General features: G+C 69.2%; 5 protein-coding genes. 2 read left to right on the forward strand and 3 right to left on the reverse strand.

The annotated features are described in order from the left end of the window. Window positions 1-31 precede the first annotated feature (31 nt). From D183_RS0107160 to D183_RS0107170, 3 genes are read right to left on the reverse strand one after another with little or no spacing between them, the layout of a single operon-like run. The gene (locus tag D183_RS0107160) at window positions 32-2,203 is read right to left on the reverse strand and encodes a methyl-accepting chemotaxis protein (protein WP_026144271.1); all 2,172 of its coding nucleotides are present in this window, start codon (window positions 2,201-2,203) and stop codon (window positions 32-34) included. A 19-nt stretch (window positions 2,204-2,222) separates the two neighbouring features. Next, window positions 2,223-2,642 carry a hypothetical protein gene (locus D183_RS0107165; protein ID WP_017908405.1) on the reverse strand — a complete coding sequence of 140 codons (420 nt, stop codon included), beginning with the start codon at window positions 2,640-2,642 and terminating at the stop codon, window positions 2,223-2,225. Window positions 2,643-2,652: 10 nt separating this feature from the next. After that, complete coding sequence (locus D183_RS0107170) at window positions 2,653-3,822, reverse strand: hypothetical protein (protein WP_017908406.1); 1,170 nt, start codon at window positions 3,820-3,822, stop codon at window positions 2,653-2,655. Window positions 3,823-4,102: 280 nt separating this feature from the next. Between D183_RS0107170 and D183_RS0107175 the strand changes: the two genes are divergently transcribed. Both D183_RS0107175 and D183_RS0107180 read left to right on the forward strand, forming a co-directional pair. Further along, window positions 4,103-5,116, forward strand: coding sequence for a TIGR00266 family protein (locus D183_RS0107175; protein WP_017908407.1), 1,014 nt, complete (start codon window positions 4,103-4,105; stop codon window positions 5,114-5,116). 208 nt (window positions 5,117-5,324) lie between these two features. After that, on the forward strand, window positions 5,325-6,254 hold a 930-nt coding region (locus D183_RS0107180; protein WP_017908408.1), incomplete at its 3' end, for a patatin-like phospholipase family protein.

Here is a 6,254-nt window from a genome sequence, read left to right on the forward strand (position 1 = left end):
CACGACGGCCACGCGCACGGCGGCCGACACCTCACGCGCCGAGCGCGTCCTCCACCGCCACGGCCGGCGACGCCGTCGCCGCGGTGTCTTCCGCAAGCCGCGACACCTGCGCCGGTCTGGCTGCGGGCGCCGGCGCGCCCAGGCGGAACAGCGCGACCGACTGGCTCAGTTGTCCGGCCTCCTCTTCCATGGCGCGCGCAGAGGCCGTGGCTTCTTCGACCAGCGCCGCGTTCTGCTGGGTGGCCTGGTCCATCTGCGCCACGGTGGTGTTGACCTGTTCGATACCGGCCGACTGCTCGCGCGAGGCCGCCGAGATCTCGCCCATGATGTCGGTGACGCGCTGCACCGAGGCCACGATCTCCTGCATGGTGGTGCCGGCCTGGCCGACCAGGGCCGAGCCATCGGCCACGCGCTCCACCGACTCGTCGATCAGGCCCTTGATCTCCTTGGCCGCATTGGCCGAGCGCTGGGCCAGCGTCCGCACCTCGCTGGCGACGACCGCGAAGCCGCGGCCCTGTTCGCCGGCACGCGCGGCTTCCACCGCGGCGTTGAGCGCGAGGATATTGGTCTGGAAGGCGATGCCGTCGATCACGCCGATGATGTCGCCGATGCGCCGCGACGAGGACGCGATGCCCTCCATCGTGCTCACCACCTGGCCGACCACGTTGCCGCCCTGCACGGCCACTGCGGCCGCGCCGGCGGCCAGGCGGTTGGCCTGCTGCGCGTACTCGGCGTTCTGCTTGACCGTGGAGGTCAGCTCTTCCATCGACGCGGCGGTTTCCTCGAGGCTTGCCGCCTGCTGCTCGGTGCGCCGCGACAGGTCGTCGTTGCCGGCGGCGATCTCGGCGGCGGCCGCATCGATCGCGGCCGACGAGTGCTGGATGCGGCCGACGATCTCGGTCAGACGCGCGACGGTGGCATTGGCGTCGTCGCGCATCCGCGCGAACACGCCTTCGAATTCGCCGTGCATGCGCCCGGTCAGGTCGCCGCTGGCCACCGCCTGCAGCAGCGAGGAAAGCGCGTTGAGGTTGCGGTCGGCCGTGCTCATCAGCTGATTGAGGTCGACCAGGATCTGCCGGAAGTCGAAGTCGAAGGCGGCCTCGTCGCTGCGCGCGGTGAAGTCGCCGGCGGCCGCCGCCGCGGCCATCCGCTTGATTTCGCCATTGATCCGCAGCAGGTTGCGGCGCACGTCGTTGAGCGACTGGGTGATGACCGCGCGTTCGCCCGGCAACGCTTCCAGTTCCTGCGACAGGTCGCCGCGCGCGTAGCGCTTGATCAGCTCGACCACGCGCAGGGTCACCGCGATGTGCCCTTCGACCAGCGCGTTGCCGGCCTGGACCATGCTGCCGAACTCGCCGGGGAACTCGCTGGCGACGATGCGGTGGCTGGTGACGCCGGCCTCGTGCTGCGCGCCCATCTCGGTCTGCGCCTGGATCACGCGGCGCAGCTGGCGCTGCATGCTGTCCATGGCCTGCAGCAACTGGCCGACCTCGTCGCCGCTGTCGATGGCGATGGGGTTGTCCAGCTTGCCCTGCGACACCGCATGCGCGGTGCGGATGGCACGCCGCAACGGACGGGTGATGGCGCGCGCGACGATCCAGCCGAAGGCGATGCAGGCCAGCGCGCCGAGCACGCCCACGATCAGGCCGCCGACGCTGGCGGCGATCGAACTGTCCACGGCGTTCTGCACGGTGGCGCGGAAGCGCGCGTCGGCGCTGTGGTGCATCGCGTTGAGATGGGTGCGGTAGCGCTCCAGCGACGGTGCCATCGCCTCCATCTGCGCCGCATCCGGTTCGCGCTGCTGCGCGAAGGCCGTGGCCACCGCCGCCGCATGCGCGTAGTACTCGTCGAACTCCTTGCCCAGCCGCGCCAGTTCCCGGGCATTGCCCGGGTCGGTCTGCTGCAGCTTCTGGTAGGACGCGTGGATCTGCGACGCGATCGGCGCGGTCGCCTTGAGCATGTCCATGTCGCCGGCCGCCGCCGCGCCGTTCAGTCCATTGATGATCTTGTCCAGCGCGGCGACGTTGCGCGTCATGGTGTCCAGCACCGGGAAGTGCACGTCGCGGATCGCCTCCAGATGCCCGTTGTTGCGCTGGAACACCACGGTGCTGAAACCGATGTAGCCCAGCAGGCACAGGATCGACACCGCCGCCGGCAGCAGGATCTTCCAGAACAATGGCAGGGAAAGCAGACGTCTCATCATGGAGGCTCTCCGGAGGCAATTAGGGCTTGAAGACGACCTTGACGCTCGCATCCTGCGTGCCGGCATCGATGTAGCCGATCGCGCCGGGCGAGGCGGCGACCGCCTTCTTGACCGCATCGTCGCCGGCCACGTGCTTGGGACGCTGCGCCTTGCCGGTGAACATCAGCTGCGACCAGTACGACTTCAGCTGCGCGGCATCGCGGCCGGTGACCTTCTTGTAGAACTCCTCGCGCGCCTTGGCGCCCTCGTCCTGGTCGATCGGCGTGGCCTGCGCGCCGCCCGGCAGGCTGTTGGACTTGGCCAGGAAGATCTGCGACACCTGGTCCTTGCTCAGGCTGTCCACCGGGCTCTTGGGCGACATCACCACCACCACCTCGGCCTGCGCGGCGGTGCAGAACAGGGCCAGTGCGGCAGCGCCGGCAATCTTGTAAGCATTCATGGTGTCGTCCTCAGAACACGAAATCGAAGGAGGCCGACAGCAGGTTGTAGCTGCCGCCAGGACGGAAACCCGGCTGGATGTTGCCGAGGCTGCCGTACGAGCCGGCGTTGTTGACGATGTGGCTGGCCTGGAACTTGAAGGCCACGTTCTCGTACACGTCCCAGCGCAGCGAGGCGGTGTAGCTGTGGCGGCCGTTCTCGGCGAGCGCGACGGCGCGGGTCATCAGTCCCAGCGGATCGGCGCCCGGCGCGATCACCGGTGCCTTCTTGTCGACATTGGCGTAGGTCAGCGACGGGGTCAGCGCGCCGAAGCGCGCACCGGCGCTCACGTAGCCGGAGGTGGTCTTGCCGTTGAGCGAAGGCGAGTAGTCGGCGCGGATGACTTCGGCGCGCGCGAACCACGGACCCGGATCGTAGCTGTAGCCGGCGCTGGCGAAGCTGCCGGCGACGCCGACGGTGTCCAGGCGTTCGGCCAGAGCCGGGTTGATCCGGCGATACAGACCGAACAGGCGGTCCAGATCGTCGGTGCGGTAGTCGGCATTGCCCTTGATGTAGGCCACGCGGTAGGTGGAGGCGCCCTGGTCCAGCACCAGCGACAGGCCACGCATCGCGTGCACTTCGGCCTTCTTGGAATCGATGCGGCCGTAGAAGCCCTGCACGCTGAGCACGCTCTGGCCGACATTGCGCGTGTACACGCCTTCCACGCCGTCCATCGCCATCAGGTAGTTGTAGACCTCGTAGGGCGGACGCACCCACGGCGTGGCGTAGCCGACGCGCTGGTACTCGGACAGCATGTACAGCGGCGCGGTGATCCGGCCGACACGCACCGCGAAGTCCGGCGCGAACTGGTACTTGACGTGGGCCAGGGTGACCTTCGGCGCATACGAGGCGCGCTCGGCGTACTCGCTGGTGACCTGCAGCACGCCGCTGAACTTGTCGGTAAAGGTGGCGTTGACCTGCCCGGCGATGCGCGAGTCCGGACGCGGCGAGGTCCGCTGGCTGGCGCCGGCGCCTTCGGTGGTCTGCAGGTCCGGCGTGAAGTCGGCACGGTCCTCGGTGGAGTGCACCAGGCCCAGGGTGCCGAAGCCGCTGAAGGACAGCTCGGGGCCGTCCTGGGCCTGGACATTGCCGGCAGAGGCGAGTGCCAGCGCACCGCTCAACAGTAAAACCTTGAATTTCATTGAATTTCCCCAGTTACATGGCGGGTTGGCGGTGGCCGACGATGCGACCGCACCCATCCCCGTGGATGCGGCCCGTGACGGCAGTGAGCCGATAACGGCGTTCGCGCCGCGTTCTTGAGCGCTGTCATGGTTTTTACGACGAACGGTTCGCAGAACCCGTGCCGCGGTGTCTCCTGACGGCCGGCCAGCGGTGGCAGCCGCCACCCTGCCGTTGGACAGATGTCGGCCGTCGCGGCGGCCCGCTAGACTCGCCGCCATGACCCGCCAAGGACCTGCACCCATGACCCAGTGGTACTTCCTGACCGGCAGCGAACAGACCCGCTCCGGCCCGTTCGACGATGCCGATGCAGTCGCCTTCGCCCGCAACAACCCCACGGCACTGGCCTGGAGCCAGGGCCAGAACGGCTGGCTGCCGGTGGCGCAGATCGCGGCCCTGCAGGGCGGCGCGACGTTCCTGCCGCCGGGCCTGCCGCCGCCGCCGGCCGCAGGCGGCCGCGCCGACGAGATCGACTTCCGCATCGTCGGCCACGAAATGCAGTTCGTGGAGATCGAGCTGGACCCCGGCGAGAGCGCGGTGGCCGAGGCCGGCGCCCTGATGTTCAAGGACGCGGCGGTGCAGATGGACACCGTGTTCGGCGACGGTTCCGGCGGCAACCAGGGCGGGCTGATGGGCAAGCTGCTGTCGGCCGGCAAGCGCCTGGTCACCGGCGAGAGCCTGTTCACCACGGTGTTCACCCATCAGGGCCAGGGCAAGGCCAAGGTCGCCTTCGCCGCGCCCTATCCCGGCACGGTGCTGGCGATGAAGCTGGACCAGCACGGCGGCCGCCTGATCTGCCAGAAGGACAGCTTCCTGGCCGGCGCACGCGGCGTGTCGCTGGGGATCCATTTCCAGCGCAAGATCATGACCGGCCTGTTCGGCGGCGAAGGTTTCATCATGCAGAAGCTGGAGGGCGACGGCTGGGTGTTCGTGCATGCCGGCGGCTGCGTGATCGAGCGCGAGCTGGCGGCCGGCGAGCGGCTGGACGTGGACACCGGCTGCGTGGTCGCCTTCCACGCCTCGGTGGACATGGACGTGCGCCCGGTCAGCGGCATCAAGAGCATGTTCTTCGGCGGCGAAGGCATGTTCCTTGCCACCCTCACCGGCCCCGGCAAGGTCTGGCTGCAGTCGCTGCCGTTCTCGCGCCTGGCCGGACGCATGTTCGCCGCCGCGCCGCAGGGCGGCGGGCAGAACCGCGGCGAAGGCTCGGTGCTGGGCGGCTTCGGCCGCATCCTCGACGGCGACAACAACTTCTAAAGCGGCGCATCAGCCCCTCTCCCCCCGGGAGAGGGGTTGGGGTGAGGGTACGGCGCGCAGCGTCTCGCAGACTGCGTAGTACAAGCCTCCACACCCTCACCCAAGCACCCGCACACCCCACCCCATGACCTCCAGTCGTGGGCGGTGCAGGAGGATGCGGCTATCCTCGCGCCGGCTCCTCCCTTCTTCTTCCTTCCGCGACGCATCCATGACCGTGTTCCGCTCCCCGCGCCTGCTGCTGTCCCTGTCCCTGTTCGGCCTGCTTGCCGCCTGTGGCGGCGAACCCAAGCCGGCACCACCGGCACCGGTGGTGAGCGGACCGGCACCGCTGCCCACGCCGGCCGCCCAGCCGCTGCGCATCGGCATCGCCCTGGGCGGCGGTGCGGCCAAGGGCTTCGCCCACATCGGCGTGATCAAGATGCTGCAGGCCAATGGCTTGGAGCCGACGGTGGTGTCCGGCACCAGCGCCGGCAGCGTGGTCGGCGCGCTGTACGCCAGCGGCATGGACGCGTTCCAGATGCAGCAGGCGGCGGTGGCGCTGGACGAGAGCAGCATCCGCGACATGCGCCTGTTCTCCGGCGGCCTGGTGCAGGGCCAGGCGCTGCAGGACTACGTCAACGCCCAGCTCAAGGGCAAGCCGATCGAAAAGCTGGCCAAGCCGTTCGCCGCGGTCGCCACCCGGCTGGAAGACGGCGAGCGCACCGTGTTCGTGCGCGGCAATGCCGGCCAGGCGGTGCGCGCGTCCAGCAGCATCCCCGGCGTGTTCGAACCGGTGACCATCGGCAAGTTCCATTACGTGGACGGCGGCGTGGTCAGCCCGGTGCCGGTGGACGCGGCGCGCCAGCTCGGCGCCGACTTCGTCATCGCCGTGGACATCTCCAGCAAGGCCAGCGGCAAGAACCCGGGCAGCATGCTCGGCACCGTCAACCAGTCGATCGCGATCATGGGCCAGCGCCTGGGCCAGCAGGAACTGGGCCGCGCCGACATCGTGATCCGGCCCAAGGTCAACGACATCGGCGCGGCCGACTTCGCCCAGCGCAACGCCGCGATCCTGGAAGGCGAAAAGGCCGCGCTGGCAGCGATGCCGCAGATCAAGGCCAAGCTGGCGCAACTGCAGCAGCAGCGCGCGGCCGCCGCA

Origin of the sequence: Xanthomonas sp. SHU 199, from assembly GCF_000364665.1 — a bacterium.
GTDB lineage: Bacteria > Pseudomonadota > Gammaproteobacteria > Xanthomonadales > Xanthomonadaceae > Xanthomonas_A > Xanthomonas_A sontii.

What these genes read in the sequence shown, in the direction of transcription:
- D183_RS0107160 (WP_026144271.1), bottom strand. Translation starts at nt 2,203, where the DNA reads ATGATGAGACGTCTGCTTTCCCTGCCATTGTTCTGGAAGATCCTGCTG.
- D183_RS0107165 (WP_017908405.1), bottom strand. Translation starts at nt 2,642, where the DNA reads ATGAATGCTTACAAGATTGCCGGCGCTGCCGCACTGGCCCTGTTCTGC.
- D183_RS0107170 (WP_017908406.1), bottom strand. Translation starts at nt 3,822, where the DNA reads ATGAAATTCAAGGTTTTACTGTTGAGCGGTGCGCTGGCACTCGCCTCT.
- D183_RS0107175 (WP_017908407.1), top strand. Translation starts at nt 4,103, where the DNA reads ATGACCCAGTGGTACTTCCTGACCGGCAGCGAACAGACCCGCTCCGGC.